The sequence below is a fragment of the Sorangium sp. So ce1153 genome (assembly GCF_051521595.1).
GTDB lineage: Bacteria > Myxococcota_A > Polyangia > Polyangiales > Polyangiaceae > Sorangium.
The window spans coordinates 12726721-12745688 of the sequence record NZ_CP150361.1 but is presented as its reverse complement, the minus strand read 5'-3'; the positions used below and the strand labels follow the sequence as shown (position 1 = coordinate 12745688).

Below are 18968 nucleotides of genomic sequence, written 5' to 3'. Positions count from 1 at the left end.
CTGGTGCGGTGATGGGCCCGGATCGGGTCAATTTCTTTTACGCGAGGGGTCACGCCGCCCGGGCGCTCATCGCGTGCCCGCCGCGCCCGCGGCCGCCGGCGGGGACGGCAGGGCGACGCCGAGCTCCAGCCCCATGCCGGCGAGGATCCGCACCGGATCGGGCTGGAGCGCGAGGCCCGGGTGGACGGAGGCGTCGGGCCGCGTCAGGAGGAAGTCGACGCCCAGCATGGTCTTGAGGCGCAGCCACGGGGTGATCGGGTAGCCGAGCTCCGCGACCGGCGCGACGCTGAAGAGCACATCGGTCTGGGGCTCCGGCGGCGGCAGCTGCCGCGGGGCCATCCGCGGCCACGTCGCCATCGGCGGCCACGTCCAGGGAGGGGCGTACGGCGGCCGGTACGGCGGGGCCCGCAGCGGCTCCTGCGGCGGCGAGGCCGACGATTGCGTGCCGCTTTGCGGGACGCGCTGGATCACATCGACGCTGGCGCGCGCGCCGACCTGCAGGTCGAGGCCGAGCGGGAGGCGGAACCGGAGCTGGCCGCTCGTGCTCACCGGGTGGCGCACGAGGTCGAAGGCGAACCGCTCGTCGCCGACGGAGGTCGAGGGGACGAGCTCGTAGCCCAGGCCGAGCACGGCGCGGTCCACCGGCGCCCAGGAAGCGCGGAGCGCGGCGGCGCTCTGCCAGGGCGCCTCCCCGCTGAAGTTCGCGCCGGAGTAGCCCGCGAGGAGGGCGAGCGTGGGCAGCCGGCCCGGCTCGCGGCGGGCGCCCTGCTGGAGAGCCGCGGGCGCGCGCGGGCGCGGCGGGGCGTCGTCGGGCGTGTCAGGCGGCGCGGCGGGCGCGGGGACCGCCTCGGGCGCGAGCGCCGCGGTCGCTGGCGCGGCCGCGGCGACGTCCACCCGGGCCATGCCGGCGATGTGGCCCTCGCGGAGCTCCTCGGCGACCGCGCCGGCGATGTTGGCGAGCGACTCGAGGGCCGTGGCGGTCTGCCCGGGCGGGACCGGGATCCGGCGGCCGTAGATCTGATCGCCGTCGCGCTCGACCACGTACAGGGCGAGCTCGCCCTTCGACCCCGCGTCGATCCAGAGCACGCCCCGCGCGTCCCACGCCTCGGCGAGCGCGCGGGCCTCGGGCAGGAGGCTCTGCAGCGCGGGCCTCGGCGCGTCGGGGCGGACGATCTGGAGGCGGACGCCGAGGGGGCGCACGTGGGCCGCGACGAGGTCGACGGCGCGCTTGTCGGTGCGGTCGGCGCTCGCGGAGGCGGCGAGGACGAGCACCGGCTGGGCGGCGGCAGGCGCGTCCGCCGCGGCGGCCGGCAGGGCGAGGAGCGCGCAGGCGGCCGCGCTCGCGGCCGTTCGGGCAGCGCGGAGGGCGAGCGCGAGCGAAGCAGCCGGCACGGGCTGCGGAAAATAACATCAACCAGGCCGGGGCACCATCGAGACGAGGCGGGAGGCGAGCTCGGGCGATGGGGAGATCTGCCTATCGACGCGGGAAGGCGAGGTGGAAAAATCAATGATCTTCCCGCCTTCATGGGAGCTCGCGCCGGGAGCTCGCGCGGCCGGCGCGAGGAAGGAGCCCGGGGCGGCGATGCTGGGCGGGCGAGGCTGCCCACGCCGCGCCCCGCTGGCGCGGCGGCATCCCGCGTCGCCGCGGCGGGCATCCCGCGTCGCCGCGGCGGGCATCCCGCGTCGCCGCGGCGGCATCCCGCGTCGCCGCGGCGTCAGCGCGCGCCGGTCGAGCGCGGGTAGCTCCCGAGCACCTTCACCATCTCGCAGCGGGCGCGCAGCCGCTCGATCGCCTCGGCCACGCGCGGATCGCTCCGGTGCCCCTCCAGATCGACGAGGAAGACGTAGTCCCAGTGCTTCTGCCGGCTCGGGCGCGACTCGATCCTCGTCAGGTTGATGGCCGCGTCGTCGAAGATGGCGAGCACGCGGCGGAGCGCGCCGGGCTCCTCCTGCACGGAGAAGACGAGCGACGTCTTGTCGGTGCCCGTGGGCGGGGCGTCCCCCGGGGCGATGACGATGAAGCGCGTCGCGTTCTCGGGGCGGTCGTGGATGCGCTCGCGCAGGAGCGGCAGGCCGTAGAGCTCGCCGGCGCCGCGGTTGCCGACCACGGCCGCGGCCGGGTCGCCGACGGCCTCGTGCGCGGCCGCGGCGGCGGAGACCGTCTGGATGATCTGCGCGCCGGGCAGGTGCTTCGTGAGCCAGAGGCGGCACTGCGAGAGCGCGTGCGAGTGCCCGTGTACCCGGGTGATGCCGCTCAGCCCCTCCGCCTTGCTGAACAGGCAGTATGCGACGTCGAGCACGAGCTCCTGCCGGATCTGGAGATCGCTCTCGATCAGGGCGTCTGCCGTCAGGGTCACCGAGCCGTCGGTCGAGCTCTCGATGGGGACGACGCCGCACGCCGCCTCCCCCGCGCGCACCGCGTCGAAGACGCCCTCGATGGTGCCCGTCTCGCGGTAGCGCGCCGCCAGCCCGAACAGGTGCCGCGCCGCGACCTCCGCGAAGGCGCCCTCTGTCCCCGGGAAGGCCACCTTCATCGGCTCTTCGAGCGACAGGCAGGCGCTCATCACCTCGCGGAAGATGACCCGGATGGCGTCGCGCGGGAAGCCGCCCGCGCCCTTCGCCTGGAGCCGGGTGAGCACGCGCCGTTCGCGCTCCGGGTCGTGGAACTGCGTCGCGTTCGCGGCGCGCTTCGTGTGCGCGACCTCGACGGCCACCTCGGCCCGCTCGGCGAGGAGCTCGAGGATCCGATCGTCGATGCTGTCGATACGCACACGGAGCTCGTCCAGGGTCGCCATGAGCTTCTTCCACCTCGCGATGAGAACGGCGGCCATCAAAGCGCAGGGGGCGGCGCTCCGCAAGGCTCGCTTCGGCGCGGGGAACGCGCGGAACGCGCGCGACGGAGACGCGCGTCAGGGGCGAAGCGGCATCCGTGCGGGCTCGACGCGCGGAGCCGATGGGAGGGAGAAAAACCGGCAAGGGCGAAGGGGAAGAAGAGCTCTGGGCGGGAGCGATCGGGGCGGGAGCGGGAGCGATCGGGGCGGGAGCGGGAGCGATCGGGGCGGGAGCGGGAGCGATCGGGGCGGGAGCGGGAGCGATCGGGGCGGGAGCGGGAGCGATACGACGCCAGGTGTGCGGTACGGCGCGCACGAGGAATGTCGAGCATGACCTTTGATGGGTGCTGTCGAGAGAGAGGTGTCAACGGTGTTCAACGCGGCTGCGCGTCTGAATGCTGCTGCGCCGATTGGCAGGCGCAGCATGCGAGGGAATGCGGCCGCTGAGGGGAGGATGAAGTGTCCTGTAATTGCTTGTTATCGAGCAGGTGTTGACACGCTGCGTCCTGGCGTAGATACCTGGCCGTGAATTCAACGAACCTTGCGTCGGGAGATCCTCGAATGCGACAGGCGGGCTGGTTCTATCGTCTCGCGGTGTTCTGTGCGGTGGTGCTGCTGCTCGGGCGGGGGCATGAGGGCCTCGCGCTGGCGGGGCCTCTCGGGCCACCGCTCTTGTCGCAGTCGCCTCCGGGCGGAGGGGTGGCGCTCTCGTCGATTCCCTTGCGGCTGCCGAGCGACGGAGTCGGAGGCCTGTTGCTCGGGCCCCGGGTCGACGCGCCGCTGATCGAGGACGTGGGGGCACCCTATGGAGAAATGGTGCTCCCCGACCAGGCGCGCGTGGTGGCGTTCGAGGGGGCCGTGCTGGAGATCCCCCAGGGAGCGGTGGACGAGCCCGTTCGCATCACGATTCGCCCGCTGCCCCTGGGCGAGGTGCAGCCGATGGGGCGCGCGATGGTCAACGTCACGTCCGGCGGAAAGGCCTACCGCTTCGGACCGCACGGGCTCCGGTTCAAGAAGCCGGTGCGGCTGACGCTGCCTTATGACGAGCACGCGATCCCGCCGGGGATGACGGCGCAGCACGTGATGGGCTTCTATTTCGACGAGGCGCTCGGCACCTGGCAGCGCGTCGAACGGGCCGGCGAGGCGGCGAAGGGCAAGCTGGCGAGCCTGACCGACCACTTCACCGATTTCATCAACGCGACGCTGGCGATGGCCGACGCGCCGGGCGCACGCTCGTTCGATCCGAGCAGCATCAAGGGGCTCGCGCTCGGCAGCCCGTTCGCCGGGGTGACGCTGGTCGCGCCGCCGGAGGCGAGCTCGAGCGGCTCGGCGCACCTGAGCCACCCGATCGAGGTCCCGCCGGGGCGCAATGGCATGCAGCCGTCGCTCTCCATCGGCTACGACAGCGAGCGCCGCAACGGGTGGCTCGGCGTGGGCTGGGATCTGCGGCTGTCGAGCATCGAGATCGACACGCGCTTCGGCGTCCCGACGTACGCGACGGGCGAGGAGCGCTATGCGCTCGATGGGAGTGAGCTCGTGCGCGTCGGCGACGCGTCGAGCGATCCGCGCGTCTACCGGCAGCGGGTGGAGGGGCGCTTCGCGCGGATCCTGCGCCACGGGACCGGGCCGGACAGCTATCACTGGGAGGTCACCGACAAGAGCGGGACGACCTATGTCTACGGCCGCAGCGCGACCGCGCGGCTCGACGATCCGGACCCGAGCCGCCCGCGCAACGTGTTCCGCTGGTACCTGGAGGAGGTCCGCGACACGTTTGGCAACCAGATGCTCGTCCACCACGCGCGCCGGGCTGACCCGGCGGGCCCGGCGCCGCGCATCGAGGTGCATCCCGAGCGCATCGAGTACACGGCCAACACGTCACAGGGCGTCGAGGCGGCCTATGCCGTGGACTTCATCTCGGAGGGCGGACGCCCGGACGTGATGCTGAGCGGCAGGCCGGGGTTTCTGGAGCAGACCAGCGAGCGGCTCCGGCGCGTGGACGTGCGGTTCGGCGAGACGATCATCCGCAGCTACGCGCTCGAGTACACAGAGGGTGATTTCGGCAAGAGCCTGCTCCAGGCGATCGCGGTCCGCGGCAAGGGGAGCCGCGACGCCGACGGGACGCTCACCAGCGAGGAGCTCTATCGCCATACGTTCGAGTATTTCACCGCGCCGCGGACGGCGTCCGGGCAGCCCGCAGCGTTCGCGGCCGACGCCGAGACGTGGGGGCAGCTGGGGTCTCAAAACGGCCTGTCACGTACGGAGGACTCGACCTTCGGCGGCAGCGTGTCGGTGGGGCTCCTCGGCATCGTCAGCGTGGGCGGCGGCGGGTACAGCGGCAATCAGACGACGCGCGCCAGGCTGCTCGACCTGAACGGTGACGGATTGCCCGACCTCGCCGATGACGGCGGGGATGCGCTGCGCAACCTGCTGCGCCTTCCGAACGATGATCACTTCGATCCGTTCCACCTCAGCGGACTCTACACCGACGACCTCGGGCTCACGGATACCTCGGGCTGGAGCGTTCACGCGGGCATCAACGTGGGCGATGCGCTCAGCGCGTCGGCGGCGTACACGCGCAGCCGGGCGGAAGACGAGCGGGTCGTCTCGGACCTCAACGGCGACGGGTTCCCTGATCTCGTGTCGGTGGGGGACGTCGGACAGCTCCAGGTCGCGATCAACGATCGGCGCGGCGGGTTCCAGGGCGTGAGGGATTGGGGAAACATCGACGCCAGCGCACCGTCGGGTCGCCCGGACTTCGCGCTGGCGTCGCGCGCGGACTTCCATCCGGCCGACCCGATGCTCCGGTGGACCGCGCCGTTCGAGGGGGATGTCCGCATCGGGGGCGCGCTCCAGAAGCAGGAGGCGGGGGGCGACGGGCTGCGCGTGGAGCTCGTGCGCAACGGGGAGCTGCCTGCGTTGTTCAGCCACGCCTTCGGTCCGGACGAGCTCGGGCCGTGCGCGCTGGGTGCGGGCGATTGCGGGGGCGCGCCGCTCTCGGTGCACGTGCTCGCGGGTGATCGCTTCTATTTCCGGGTGAGCGCGGCGCCGGAGATCGACCCGGAGCGGATGGTGAACACGGCGTCCGACCTGCTGTCGTGGAGCCCGTCGATCACCTACGAGGTCAGCGAGGAGCTGCTCGGGCAGGTGGGGCCGGACGGGCGGCCCATCCATCGATTCGAGTATGCGCAGGACCACCGCCTCGGAGGGCTGCCCGAGGTGCCGTGGGTCGCGTCGTCGGACGGGCTCGTGAGCATCACCGGCGATCTGGTGAAGGGGCCGACGAGCGATGCGCTGAGGGTCTCGATCGCGCGGGAGAGCGAGGGCGCGTTCCACAGCGTCATGGACGAGGAGGTGGTGAGCGCGGACGCGGGGGTGCTGGCGCTCGCGGGGCGGCTCCACGGCGACGCGAACGGCCTGGTCGAGGTGAAGGACGGCGATCGGCTGTGGTTCCGGGTGAAGTCGGACGTACCCGACGACCCGGCACGCATCGCCTGGACGCCGACGGTCGACTACCGGACCTATTGCCGCGCGGATCGGCAGACCGGCGAGCGGCGGTGCGGGCCGGTGCAATGCGGGGTGCAGCCGAATGGCCGCGCCGGCTGCAAGCTGGACAGCGACACGGCCGAGGACGCGCCGCTGCCGGTGGCGTTGATCCAGCAGCAGCCGTACGTGGCGATGCCCGTGCAGCGGTGGACGCCCGGGACGCGGCGCACGCCCTGGATCGCGCCGGAGACGGGGACGGCGCGGCTCGAAGGAACGGTGGTGGTGCCGGGGACGAGCACGTCGGCTCAACCGCTGACGCTGCTGGTGCAGGGCGTACACCGGCTGCTGTACAAGCAGTCGTATGTGGCGCCGAGCATCGCTGGAACGGCGTTCCCCTTGGCGGTGGACCTGGAGGTGCAGGCCGGCGAGCCGATCTACGTCGCGCTGTACTCGAAGGGCTCGCCCGGGAGCAGCGCGGGCCTGAGCAGCGCGTCGATCGACGGGGCCCCGGTGCCGGTCGCCCTGCTCGTGCCCGACGCGGTGTCCGAGACGCTGATCGACGGGGCGCCGCAGGATCCGACGGCGGGCGGGTTCCACGGCTGGTCGATCGGCTTCATGAACGGGGACCGCGCGTTCTCCGAGGCGGACATCCTGTTCCCGACCCGCGACCCCGAGCGCGGCTTCACGCTCGCGGTGCCGCTCTCGCCGGATGGAGGCGCGCCGGTCTGGGGCGCGGCGGCGTCGGAGGCGTTCGTGGGCAGCGATCGGGTGCTGCCGTCGGTGGTGGGGCGGCTCTCGGGGCGGCCTCAGCGGGGCAGCGTGCGGTATGCGGAGACGTGGAACGCAGAGCTCACGGCGGGCGCAGGCCCCGTGGGAGGGGGTTACAGCTTCGGCAGCACGACGACGGATCTGGAGCTGATCGACCTGAACGGCGACCGCTACCCGGACAGTGTCACGCGCGCGGGCGCGGTGTTGAACACCGGCAAGGGATTCGGTTCGAGCGCGCCGTTCTCGCTGCCGGACGCGCTGCGGCGAGTCGAGCACCGGACGGTGCGGCTGAGCGGCGATCTCGCATCGCTCACGTTCAGCGCGGGGAATGAGGAGGAGCAGACGCTCAACAAGACCGACAGCCGGGGGCGTTCGCAAGGATACCTGCGCACGAGCTTCAGCGCCGGGACCAGCTACGGGTTGTCGGCGGCGCACGTGGATCTGCTCGACATCAACGGCGATGGGCTGGTCGATCAGGTGACGCAGAACCCCGAGAGCGGGCAGATGACGGTGGCGCTGAACCTCGGCTACCGGTTCACGGCGCCGGTGCCGTGGCAGCGGGAGGGATTCAACAAGGCCAGCTTCAATGCCGGCGCGCTGAACGACGCGCTCGGCGAGGTGCTGGGCTTCTTCACGGACGCGGCGGGCGTGGAGGCGGTGCGGCTGGAGGATACGGGCGCGCAGAGCATCGGGTTCGGGGCGAGTGCAGGCGGCTCCAGCGGCGGGGTGAGCGCGAGCGTGGGCGCGGGGATCGGGTACACGCGCACAACGGCGCGCACGATCGTGGACTTCGTGGACGTGAACGGCGACGGGCTGCCGGACAAGGTGATGAAGGATCCGGAGGAGACGTCCTTCCGGGTGCAGCTGAACCTCGGCGACCGGTTCGCCGCGGAGGAGCAATGGCCGGCCGGCAGCTGGGGAGTGAACCTCGACCCGCCGGAGTACGCGTTCATGGGCAGCGGCGATGCGGTGGGCTTCCGGCGCTCGGAGAGCCACGACGGCAGCGTGTCGCTCCAGGTCTGCTATTTCGTCTGCATCGGCGGGTCGGTCTACTACTCCGAGGGAACCGGGGCGTCGCACCTCGGGTTCGAGGACATCGACGGCGACGGGCTGGCCGACCACGTGCTGAAGCGGGACGGCGACAGCGCGGTACGGGCGCGGAGGAACACGATCGGCAAGGCGAACCTGCTCTGGCGGGTGCACCGGCCGCTCGGCGGGAGCGTGGAGATCGATTACCGGCGCGAGGGCAACCTGGTCGTGCCGAGGCAGGTCGCGGGCGACGCGCCGGTGGGCGAGAGCGGCTTGCCGGTGGACGACGCGCGCACGGGGTTCGATGACCGCACGGCGGCGGTCGACATGCCGACGAGCCAGTGGGTGCTGAGCGATGTGGTCGTGCACGACGGTGTGGAAAGCGTGAGCGGCGCGCAGGGGGTGCACACATACCGGACGCGGATCGAGACGTACGCGGACGGGGTGTACCACCGCGACGAGCGGGTGGACCTCGGCTACAGGCACGTCACGACCACGGCGCTCAGCGAGGATGGCGTCGCCGCGATGTCGGTCGAGGAGGTGGGGTACGAGAACGAGGACGTCTACCGGCGTGGGCTGGTGGCGCGCTCGACGCTGCGCGATGCCGAGGGGATGCTCTACACGGTGGAGGAGGTCGATCACCTGCCGGCCGACCTGGCGCACATCGCGGCGAACGGGTGGTTCTTCCCGAGGGAGACGGAGCGGAGGGGCGCGTTCTACGAGGGGACCACGGACGACCCGGAGGCGGTTCACAAGAGCACGCGGGAGACGCGGTCCTTCGACGACCTCGGGAACCTCACCGACGTGTTTGCTTACGGCGAGGAGGGGACGGCGGCGGACGACGTGCACCACCACGTCGAGTACGAGCAGGACGACGCTCCTTATTTCGTGAAGCCAGAGCTCGTCCGGACCACCGACGCGGAGGATCGCGTGCTGCGCGAGCGGACGGCGACGTACTGGCCGGGGACAGGCGCGCTCGAGACGCTCACGAATGTCATCACCGGGGGCAAGCGGCCGGACGGCTCGCCTTATGCGGGCGACGAGGCGACCTGGCACTTCGGTTATGACGAGCTGGGCAACCTCGAAACCTTCACCGATCCGAGCAGCTTCACGCTGACTTACGGCTACGACGCGGTAACACAGAGCTACCGCACGTGCGTCACCGACAGCTTCGGGTACCGCTCGAACAGCGTGCCCAATCCCCTGTTCGGCACGGTCGCGCAGGAGACCGACGTCAACGGGCACACGATGGTGCACCGATACGACGACTTCGGCCGGCTGATCGGGGTCTGGGGACCCGGCGATCTCGCGGGGGAGGAGGCGGTTCCGGTCGGGTGCATGCCGGGCAAGATCTGGAGCGAGGAGGAGCTCGACGGAGAGGGCGAGCCGGCGATCGGGTTCGAGTACGCGCTCCAGCCGGATCAGTCGGCGGCGCTGCCGGCGTGGGCGAAGACGAGCCACAAGGACGAGGAGCACCCGGGCGATCCGATCGTGACGGTGACGTTCGCGGACGGGCTCGGGCGGGTGATCCAGACGAAGAAGGACGTGGAGCGCGACACGGGCACGGGTACCGAGGTCGGGATGACGGTGAGCGGCGCGGTGGCGTTCGACGCGCTCGGCCGCGTGGTGGAGCAGGGGCAGCCGGCGTTCAGCGCGGAGCCGGACACGACGTTCACGGCCGTGGAGATGCTGAGGGCCACGCGCTACCAGCACGACGTGCTGTCGCGAATTCGGCTCGTCGAGGTGCCGGACCCCAAGGCAACCGAGACGGACGAGCATGCGCAGACGTGGGTCGAGCGGGACCTGGTGCAGTTCGAGGGGCAGCTGCGGTTCCAGGAGACGGTGATCGACGCGAACGGCAAGTCGCGGAACACCTACCGGGACGTGGGCGGACGGATCGCGGCGGTGGAGGAGTGGAACACGATCGCCGGCGTCGAGCAGCAGATCGTGACGCGGTACGAGCACAACCCGCTGGACGAGCTGGTGCGGGTAACGGACGCGCGCAACAACGCGACGACGGCGACGTACGACACGGTGGGCCGGATGGTGGAGCTCGTGAGCCCTGACGCGGGCCGCACGGAGTGGCGGTACGACCTGGCCGGGAACCTGCGAGCGAAGCAGACGGCGGAGCTCGCGCTGCGCGGTCAGCTGATCCGGTACGAGTACGACTACAGTCGGCTGAAGAAGATCGACTATCCAGTGACGCAGGACGTGGTCTACACGTACGGCGGCACAGGCCAGGCGGGCGACGCGCAGGGCAACCGCGCGGGGCGGCTGAGCCAGGAGACGAGCGCGGCGGGGACGCGGAGCTACCGGTACGATCGCTTCGGCAACGTGGCCGAGCTCGCGGCGGAGTTCCCGCGGCTGCGCGAGCCGCACCGGGGGCCGTACCAGGCGACGCTGAAGTACGTGTTCGATTCGCTGGGGCGGATGCAGGAGATCCACTTCCCCGGGAGCGGCGAGGAGATCGTGCGCTACGGGTACGACCACGGCGGTTCAGTGGTGTCGGTGGTCGGGGAGAACCAGCGGGTGAATCCGCAGCACCCGGACGAGCCGATGACGACGGAGTACCTGAGGCACATCGGCTACAACGAGTTCGGGCAGCGGGTGCGCGTGGTGGCGGGCAACGGGGTGGAGACGAAGTACCGTTACGACGAGTCGACGCGGCGGCTGTCGGACGTGGACGCGGACCACCAGACGCCGCAGATGCGGTCGATGGGGCGCGCGCCGCGGGCGTTCCAGCGGCTGCATTACGAGTACGACCTCGTGGGCAACGTGCTGGGCCTCGACAACGAGGCGCCGTTCGACGAGTCGCTGGGCGGGGCTGTCATGGTGGGGACGACGCAGCAGCGGTTCGCGTACGACGACCTGAACCAGCTGACCGAGGCGTCGGGGATCTACCAGGAGCGGGGGAACGAGCAGCAGCGGTACGCGCTGGCCATCGAGTACGACGTGCTCGGGAACGTGAAGAAGAAGGGGCAGGAGGTCGCCCGGTACGTGCCGAATGGGCCGGGGCAGTGGCGGTTCGACCAGCCGATCCGGGAGCGGACGTACCGGAACGAGTATCGCTATACCGGGCCGCGGCCGCACGCGGCGAACGAGGTGGACGAGTTCGTGCCGGCAGAGACGCAGCCGCGGCTGCGGGAGCTTTCCTACGACGCGAACGGCAACCACAAGCAGTGGAGATACCGGAACAGCCCGCAGCGCAGCTTGAGCTGGGACGAGGACAACCGGCTGGTGTCGGTGAGCGAGAACGGGCAGGAGCTGTCGCGGGCGCTGTACGACGGCGCCGGAGAGCGGCGCGTGCACCTGCACCGAGTCGCCGGGGAGGAGGAGACGGCGTACGTCGACCAGCACCTCGTGGTGCGCAACGGGGTGGTCGCGACGAAGCACCTGTTCGCGGGCGCGACGCGGATCGCGAGCAAGATCGACGCCGACTGGTTCCAGGAGCCGCCGGTGCTGTACTACCACCCGGACCAGCTCGGGAGCACGCAGTATGTCACCGACCAGGACCAGCAACTGAGCCAGCATGTCGAGTACCTGCCGAGCGGGGAGCTGTGGGCCGACCAGACGGATTCGCGGTTCCAGAACCGGCAGCCGTACCTGTTCACCGGCAAGGAGCTCGATCTGTCGACGGGGCTCTACTACTACGGGGCGCGGAGCTATGAGCCGCGGCTCGGGGTGTGGCTGAGCCCGGATCCGGTGCTGGCAGAGTACATGGCCGGCAGGATCAACGGCGGGGTGTACCGGCCCATCAACCTGGGCCTGTACACGTATACGTGGAATAACCCGGTTGTGCTCACAGATCCCACGGGACGGTGGCCTACGGCCGAGGAGATCGAGGCAGGCCTCACGCGTGCAGAGGATACCGTGCTCGGATTCTCCTACGGATTTGTGCTCGGTGCGACGCCTGTTGTCGGCAATCTGCTGGGCTTCTTGCCACCTCCGAAGGATACGGCGTCTTTTCAAGTCGGCATGGGAGCCGGGCAGATGGCAGGCGGCGCGGTGCAGATGGCTGTCGGCGGAGCGATCGCGGGCGGTTCAGCTGCAGGCGGCGTGGCGGCCACCGCCGGTTCGGGCGGTGCAGCGGCCCCTGCAGCAGTTCCGGTGGCTGTCGCGGGCGTCGAGGTGGGCGCGGTGCTCGTGACGAGCGGCCGTGCCGCCGTGATGCAGGGCGCCATGACCATGCAGATGGCGGCGAACGGGGGGGACAGCAACGGTGGAAAGGCGGTGGCTCAGGCAACATCAGGGGGAGAAACGCCAGGTGGGCTAAAGCATACGACGCACTCGAGCCAGCGGGCGACTCAGCGCGGTTTTTCGGATAAAGCCATTGACAACATCGTGAGAAATAACTCAAGAAACAGAGTTGGAAAGATGGATGAGCGTGGGCGCAAAACGTGGGAGTACTCCGATCCGCGTGGCAATACGGTGGTGACGAACGAGGGTGGAGAAATAGTGACGGTTTTTTCGCCCGCTGAGGGTGGAAACTATATCCCGAAGCCATGAGGTAATGTATTGATATGGAAGACGTGTCCCAAGCAATATCGATCGAGGTTCGAAGTGTACTCCGCAGCGGTTGGTCGTTGGCTACCGAGGGATCGATGCTCGTGGTGGTAGGCCCGGACGCACAAGATTTCATTTCCGAGGTTTGGCGCATCGCTCGGTTCGTTGCCTACGACGACTATGTATCTATTGAGCGCCAAGCCGGACCAGGAAAAAAATATAGAATATTCTCACGGTCGCGAAACGATCTCGCTTTTGAGATGACCGTTCGGGCGATTGAGTGAACCATGTTCATTGATTCGTTGATCCAATAGTTGTCCATTGGTGCATGATATTTGTCGCGTGCGGTGAGTCTGGAGCGGACGCAGCGATGAGAGCCCGTGGCTCTAGGGTTGGGGGGCCCGAAATTCGAATGATGTTCGACATGTTTTTTTTTGTGCTCGGTGCGGCCCACGAGCAGGAGTGCCTCGGTCTTGAAGGAGAGCGTGTTAGATGGCTGCTCGCCTCTGTGGTTTCATTGGATTCGGTAAGTGGTGAGCTGATGGGTGGGGTCGAGATCTGCTCGGAGCTTGTGGAGATAAGAGCAGGTGAAGCTGTAGATTTCGATCGCGGATTTACTCCAGAAAATCTGAGCCAACGCAGACCGTCAAATTGGTCTCTCGGCCGGAGCTCGCGCCGGCTTTCCCATGCAGCAGCACGTAGGGGAGCATGTACCAAGCGCAGCTGTCGCGGGCGCTGTACGACGGCTCCGGGGAGCGGCGGGTGCACCTGCTGTTATCGTGCCCGGTAGATGCGATTTTGGGGGCACTTTGTGAGCCGACTCCTTGATGGCCATCCGGAGCCTGGAACCCCCGGCCGGCGGCATCTTGTCGAGCCGACACCTGCTGGAGAGATCATCCTTGTCGGTGCTGTCGTTGTAGGATCTACAGGCTACGCGGGCTATCTGATCTTTGACGCTGCCGCGAATGGAGATCCTCCCAAGCCCCCGAGTCGTTCCCCATACCCGAGGACACGCCCAAGGATATCTCGGCGCCGCCGACGGCGACTGCCGGCCGGGGGCCTCTCACAGAAGCAGACTTGTGGGCCTCACATCCGGCTCTTCGGGACGCCGGCCGCTCAACCGCTCAGGTCGTCCTCGTGGGCGCCGCCGACCAGATCGTCCGTCTCGCCGGGCGCGAACCCGACCAGATCCGGCTCCGGCGTCAGCGCCACGCCGAACCTGTCGAGCACCCCGCGCCGCACGCGCCGCGCGAGATCGAGGAGCTCCGCCGCGGTGGCGCCGCCGCGGTTCACCAGCGCGAGCGTGTGGCGCGTCGAGATGCCCGCGGCGCCGTGCCGCGTCCCCTTCGCGAAGCCGGCGCGCTCGATCAGCCACGCCGCCGACAGCTTCACCCGTCCGCCGTCCGCCGGGTACCGCGGGATCGACTCGCCCGGCGCGAGCACGCCCGCCGCCTCGATGCGCGCGACCGCGCCCGCGGCGGCGCCGGCCTCGAGCGTCGGGTTCATGAAGAACGACCCCGCGCTCCGGCCGTTCTCGTCCGCCGGATCGAGCACCATCGACTTGCCGCGGCGGAGCGCGATCACCGCGCGGCGCACCTCGTCGAGGGGCGGCGCGGGCCCCCCCGCGGGCGCGGCGAGCGCCCGCTGGAGCTCGGGGTAGCGGACCGCCGCCGCGCCGCCGGGGCGCAGCGCGAACGTGACCGCCGTGATCACGTACCGCCCGCGCCACGCGCGCTTGAACCGGCTGTCGCGGTAACCGAAGCCGCAGTCCGCGCCGGCGATGACGGCCGCCGCCCCGGTCGCGCGGTCGACCGCGCGGACCTCGGCGATCGTCTCCGCGACCTCCTGGCCGTAGGCGCCCACGTTCTGGATCGGCGTGGCGCCGACGTCGCCCGGGATGCCCGACAGGCACTCGACGCCCGCCCACCCCTCGGCGACCGCGCGCGCGACGAGGTCGTCCCAGCCCTCGCCCGCCCCGGCGCGCACGAGGACGCGCGGCGCCGGTCCGCCGGTGACGTCGTGGTCCACCGCGCCCACGGGCCCGCGCACAGGCTCGATCCCGCGGACCCGCACGCGCAGCACCAGCGCGTCGACGCCGCGGTCCGCGACGAGCAGGTTCGAGCCGCCGCCCAGCACGAACAGCGGCACGCCGCGGGCGTCGGCGAAGCGGAACGCCTCGACCACCGCCGCTTCGTCCGCGGCCTCGGCGTAGAAGCGCGCCGGCCCGCCCACGCCGAGCGTCGTGAGCGGGGCCAGCGGGACCGACTCGCGGATGTCGAGGCTCAGGGCTTCTTCTCCGGCTTCTGCGGGCTCTCCGCGCCGCCCGGCTTCTGCGCGCCGCCCGGCGCCTGCGCCGGCTTCTGCGCGCCGCCCGGCTTCTGCGCGCCGCCCGGCGCCTGCACCGGCCGCGCCACCCGGATGCCCGCCATGAAGCCGCTGTCGACCGCCTGCACCCGCTCGACGAACGCCCGGTACTCGTCGATCGCCACCGTCCCCGTCGGCAAGCTGAGCGCGAAGTCCTCCTCGATCGCCGCGCCGTAGCTGCCCTTGCGCGACGCCGCGAGGCCCGCGTCCTCGACGCGCACGCCCTCGGGCGCGCGCGCGACCGCGTAGCCCGCCGGCAGCTCGATCCGGCGGCGCACGTGGTACTGGAGCGCCGTCTCGATCGCGAGCGCGCTCTTGCGGGCGCCGCGCGAGGCGTACGTCGCGCCGAGCGTGCCCGTGAACGCGCGCGGGAACACGAGGTGCACCGGCTCCAGCCCCGGCAGCGTCCACGCCGCGCCGTCCTTGCCCTCCGGCCGCGCGAAGCCGTGGATCGTCACGGCCGCGCGCAGCGCGACCTCCCACGACCCCTCCGTCGACGACACGACGACGTCCTCGACGTCGGCCCACGGGAGCCAGCCGAGCACGACGCCCCGGAGCATCTCGCGCCGCGCCGTGCCGACCACCGTCTCGAACGCCTCCGACAGCGCCTGCGCCGCCCGGCCGTGCAGCAGAATCGTGAACGTTCCCGCGGCGTTACCCTGCGCGTCCACCGCGAGCCGCAGGTCGACCTCGTCGCCCGTCTCGCCGCTCGTGCCCGCCACCGTGACGAGCTCGCCGCCCGGCAGCATGGCGGCGCGGCCGCGCAGCTCGGGGCTGATGCGCCCGGGCGGCAGCGGCGGGCCCTCGACGTCGGCGTCGATCCACACGTCGCCGCCCGGCAGGCGCGCGACGACGAGCGGGTGGCGGAAGCGCCCCACGTGCGGCGGGAAGTCCGCCGACGAGCTGAACGGCTCGGTCTCGGCGATCGCGAGGTCGGCGCGCACGCCGAGCTCGCGCAGCGCGCGGTAGATGACCCACGACCGGCTGCCCTGGCCGAGCTCGATCATCGCCCGCGCCGTCGTGCGCTGCGGGCCGCCGCCGAGGAGCGCCGCCATGTCCGAGAGCTCGGCGCCGCCGGCGACCTTCACCGCCTTGCCGGCGGCCGCGACGACGCGCTCGAGCAGCGCGGGCGACGGCGCCCGCTCCGGGCCCGCCGCCTCCCGCGCCCAGCGGGTCATGTACGGGTCGCGGTCCGCGAGCGCGCGGATGTTCTCGTCGATCGCCGCGGCCACGTGGCCCCAGGTCTGCGTCCCCAGGCTGACGCCCACGCCCATCTCCATCCGCGGCACGCCGTCCTCGATGCGCCGCGGCGGCTGGTCCTTGATGCGCCAGACGCTGACCGTGGAGCCGCCCTCGGTCCGCTGCTCCGCGGCGCCGAGCAGCGGGTGCGACCAGACGGCGAGCCGGAGCGACGAAGGGCGGCGCACCTCGATCTCGGCCTCGCGGACGCTCGTGCGCTCGGGGAGCAGGTCCCACGTGTCGATGACCAGCTGGCCGCTGTCGCCCGGCAGCGCGTAGCCCTCGGTGACCTGCTCGACGTAGTCGCCCTGCTCGAGCTGCGAGAGGTCGCTGTGGTCCTGCGCGGCGTTCGAGGCCGCGTCGGGCGCGAGGACGCGGCCGTCGCGCTTGTGGATGCGGCGGCGCAGGAGGCGCGCCGCGCCGCGGCCCTCGATGAGCGGGCCGTACGCGACCGCGCCCTGGGCCACGTCGGTGGTGCCCGAGACGCGGCGGAGGTCGTACGTCACGTAGTGGACGAGCCCGTCGGGCGAGATCGTGAACCGCTCGACGTGGCGCAGCACCGCCGTCGCGGCGCCGGGGAGGAACGCCTTGGCCTGGTCCTCGAGCACGAGCTTGCGCCCCTCGGCCTCGAGCGGCGGCGCCGGGTCCGGCGTGAGGCCGAGCGCGCGGGCGATCGGGCCGATGCCGGCGGGGGTGTCGCGCGCCGTGGTGCGGTCGCGGGCGAGGCGGCCCCGCGCCGCGCGGACGTCGCCGCGGCCGGCGGCGAGGCCGAGCGCCTCCAGCATCACGCGCTCGCCCGGCGCCATCGCGTCGTACACGGCGAGCGCGCCGCGCAGGTCGCCGCGGGCGACCCGCTCGCGGAGCTCCACGTCGCGCAGGGCGTCCGGCGCGCGGCGGAGCCGGCGCAGCCGCTGGATCTCGGCGAGCACCGCGTTCCTGTCGCTCGCGCCGAGGAGCGCGCCCAGGCATGCGGTGCCCGAGCGGTCGAGCCCGCCGTCGCAGGCGGCCTTCACCGCGTCGGCGCCGACGCGGCCGTGGATGCGGTCGTCGATCGTGGCGAGCAGCGCCGAGCCCGGCGCCGCGGCGGCGAGCTTCGCGTACGCGGCCTCGGCGACGTCGGTGACGCCGGCGCGGCGCGCGAGCGTCGCGAGCTCGGCGAGCACCATCCTGTCGGCGTCGGGGACCGCGGGCGCCTTGAGGCCGCCCGGCCCGGGGGGCGCGACCTTCACCCCGAGCTCCCGGAGGGCGGCCATGGTGCCCTCGCCCTGGCCGCCGCGGCGCTCGGCGAGCTCCGCCTCGTAGAGGCGCGCCTCCCACGATGCGGGCCACGCGGCGAGCACGCGCTCGAGGGCGGCGCGGGTGCGCTCGACGACCTGGGTCTCGGGCAGGTCGCCGACGCGGCGGATGGCCCGCGCGTAGAGCAGGTCGTGCCGCGGCGCCCGCGGCGCGCGCGCCGCCGGCCCGCGCGCCGCGCCGTCGCCGGCGGGGCCGTCGCCGGCCGGGTCGAGGAGGTGCTCGGCCGCGCGGGCGTCGCCGAGCGCGAGCAGCGCCGCGGCCGCGACCTCGACGGCCGCCGGGCCGCCGCGCGGGGCCGGGGCGAGGTCGACCGGGGCGGGCTGCGACGCGGCCGCCGTCGCGGCGGCGCCGGGGCGCGGCGCGCGGGCCCGGAGCGGCAGGCCGTTCTCGCCCCACGCGCCGAGCTCGATGGCGCCGCCGTCGCCCTTCTGCGCCACGCGGACGACCACGCGCAGCGTCCCTGGCTGGGCCTCCACGGTCGCGAGGCGCGTGACCTGCGCGCCGCCCGACGCGTAGTCGCGCTGGATCGCGGTCACGCCGCCCACCTCGAGCACGGCCGCGGACGACGAGGCGAGCGCGAGGCTCACCCGCTGGGCGACCGGGTTGTGGAGGTCGATGATCACGGCGCGCGTGCCCTGGAGGGCGCTCACCGCGTCGACGTCGATCGCGCACGCGTCGGCGCGGACGACGATGGGCGAGGCGCTCGCCGCGAAGGGCGCGATCCCCGGGTAGGACCGCGCGAGGGGCGCGCCCGGCGCGGAGCTCAGGGGCGAGGGCCGGGCGAGGCTCTGGAGCGGGGCCGGGTCGAGCGGGCCGACGAGGGCGGCCTCGCCCGCGCAGCCGCGGCGCGCGCCCCACGTCGCGGCCGCGGCGTCGTCGCCGACGTGGAGGGCGACGCGGTGGAGCGCGGCCGCGATCGCGCTGCGCACGAACGGCAGCGTCCGCTCGCCGCGGCCGGCGACGTCGGCGAACGCCCAGGCGCGCTGGAGGCGGCGGGCGACCTCGGGGAGCGCCTCGCGCGAGCGGAAGGCGATCGCCGAGGCGTCGGCGTCGGGGCCGCTCGCGGTGCCGGCGCCGAAGACGAGCGCGTCGAGCGACGCGAGGACGGTCGCGAGCGCGCCCTCGTCGCCCGGCGCGTCGACGGCGCGCTCGATGGCGTCGAGGTACGGCGCCGCGGCGGCGGAGCTCGCGATCTCGGCCTCCATGGCGGCGGCGAACGCGGCGGGGAGCGGCGCCTCGGCGGCGAGCGGGGACGCCGCGCCGCGCGGGGCGCAGCCCGCGGGCGCGGCGGCGGCGAGCGCCAGGGCGAGCGCCAGGACGGCGCGGGGCGCGACGAGGGCGCGCGCGCCGCGGCGAGGGCTGCGAGCGCTGGCCGCGCGCTGGCCGACGTTCCTGGTGCTGCGGGGCTCGGTGGTCACGATCGGCGTCTCCCGGCGCCGCGGCGGCGGTGCCTGT

5 protein-coding genes are annotated in these 18968 nt (G+C 72.3%); 1 reads left to right on the top strand and 4 read right to left on the bottom strand.

The annotated features are described in order from the left end of the window. Positions 1–66: 66 nt before the first annotated feature. Entirely contained in the window at positions 67–1392 is a 1326-nt protein-coding gene (locus tag WME85_RS46330) for a hypothetical protein (RefSeq protein ID WP_437830969.1), read from the bottom strand. A 323-nt stretch (positions 1393–1715) separates the two neighbouring features. After that, complete coding sequence (pheA, locus tag WME85_RS46325; protein ID WP_437830966.1) at positions 1716–2795, bottom strand: prephenate dehydratase; 1080 nt, start codon at positions 2793–2795, stop codon at positions 1716–1718. A 597-nt stretch (positions 2796–3392) separates the two neighbouring features. On the opposite strand from pheA, the gene WME85_RS46320 reads away from it, so the two are divergent. Next, positions 3393–12617 carry a SpvB/TcaC N-terminal domain-containing protein gene (locus WME85_RS46320; protein ID WP_437830965.1) on the top strand — a complete coding sequence of 3075 codons (9225 nt, stop codon included), beginning with the start codon at positions 3393–3395 and terminating at the stop codon, positions 12615–12617. 1113 nt (positions 12618–13730) lie between these two features. Here WME85_RS46320 and WME85_RS46315 read toward each other — a convergent pair. Together WME85_RS46315 and WME85_RS46310 are read right to left on the bottom strand one after the other, a co-directional pair. Further along, positions 13731–14846 carry a UDP-N-acetylmuramate dehydrogenase gene (locus tag WME85_RS46315; RefSeq protein WP_437830963.1) on the bottom strand — a complete coding sequence of 372 codons (1116 nt, stop codon included), beginning with the start codon at positions 14844–14846 and terminating at the stop codon, positions 13731–13733. 50 nt (positions 14847–14896) lie between these two features. Continuing rightward, on the bottom strand, positions 14897–18931 hold the full coding sequence (locus tag WME85_RS46310) for a hypothetical protein (RefSeq protein WP_437830960.1): 4035 nt from the start codon (positions 18929–18931) through the stop codon (positions 14897–14899). Positions 18932–18968: the final 37 nt, after the last annotated feature.

What these genes read in the sequence shown, in the direction of transcription:
- WME85_RS46320 (WP_437830965.1), top strand. Translation starts at nt 3,393, where the DNA reads ATGCGACAGGCGGGCTGGTTCTATCGTCTCGCGGTGTTCTGTGCGGTG.
- pheA (WP_437830966.1), bottom strand. Translation starts at nt 2,795, where the DNA reads ATGGCGACCCTGGACGAGCTCCGTGTGCGTATCGACAGCATCGACGAT.